Raw genomic sequence first — 846 nt, forward strand, 5'->3', positions numbered from 1 at the left:
TTGCAATAGAGCTCCAAGAGGGCACCCGATAGACTTATCGGGCGCCCTTACTCTGTTGCAGCGGGCCAAGTGCTACCAGGTGGATCTTCAGCGGCATGTTGCGGACACGCTTGTCGGTCGCCGCGAAGGTCGCGTTCAGGTCCTCCGGCTCCGCGACGAGATCCCGGAGCGCGGTCGGATCGTAGGGCGGTTTCCTGACTCATCATTCAGGTTCGCGGACAGCAGACGTATCCGGACTGTGAGGCGTACTGGCGTGTCAATGACGAGCCCGAGCGTCGCCGTGATTGTCGACGATAGCGGGAACACCCCGGAACGCTGCGCCCCATGGAGTTGGGGCATCAGCCTTCGGTCTACCCCAGACCGGCATGATCGCGGGCGCGAATGGACGCGCGAAGCCGTAATGGCCAATGTCAAGTCGCTCTGGCTTGAATAAAAGGGCCGCCACAAGCCGGAAGAATATGAACGCGAGCGCCGCTTCATGCGCAGGCATGAGGCATCCTCGGGGCGGCAGGAGCGGAACGAATAATCGGGCGCATCGTTGAGCCGACATGCCCCGCCTCGTGATCCGCGACGAAGAGGAAATGAACGCCGCGATCGAGCGCGCCCAGGAACTTATGGGCTTCACGAATGACAGCGACGAAGAGCGCGAGATGGCGGAGATCGCTGACGCCRTAAAGGTCTATGAGGATGCGCTCGCCCTGATGACGGGCGTCGGCGCGCGCGCGGCGGGAAAGCCTGACGAAGGCGTTCCGAGCGGCAGCGGTTCAAAATAGTGAGAACCTGCTCGGCGCTGCCGAATGTTCTTCCGAAACGGACAGCGCCCCATGTCGATCGACAATCCGGCGC

The 846-nt window shown here is 62.4% G+C and carries 1 protein-coding gene; it reads left to right on the top strand.

The features are described 5' to 3' along the window. The first annotated feature begins 548 nt into the window (after positions 1-548). Positions 549-773 carry a hypothetical protein gene (locus AC1DVA_RS28795; RefSeq protein WP_476808189.1) on the top strand — a complete coding sequence of 75 codons (225 nt, stop codon included), beginning with the start codon at positions 549-551 and terminating at the stop codon, positions 771-773. The last annotated feature ends 73 nt before the right edge of the window (positions 774-846 follow it).

The sequence above is a fragment of the Allobosea sp. P4_C6 genome (genome assembly GCF_056402015.1).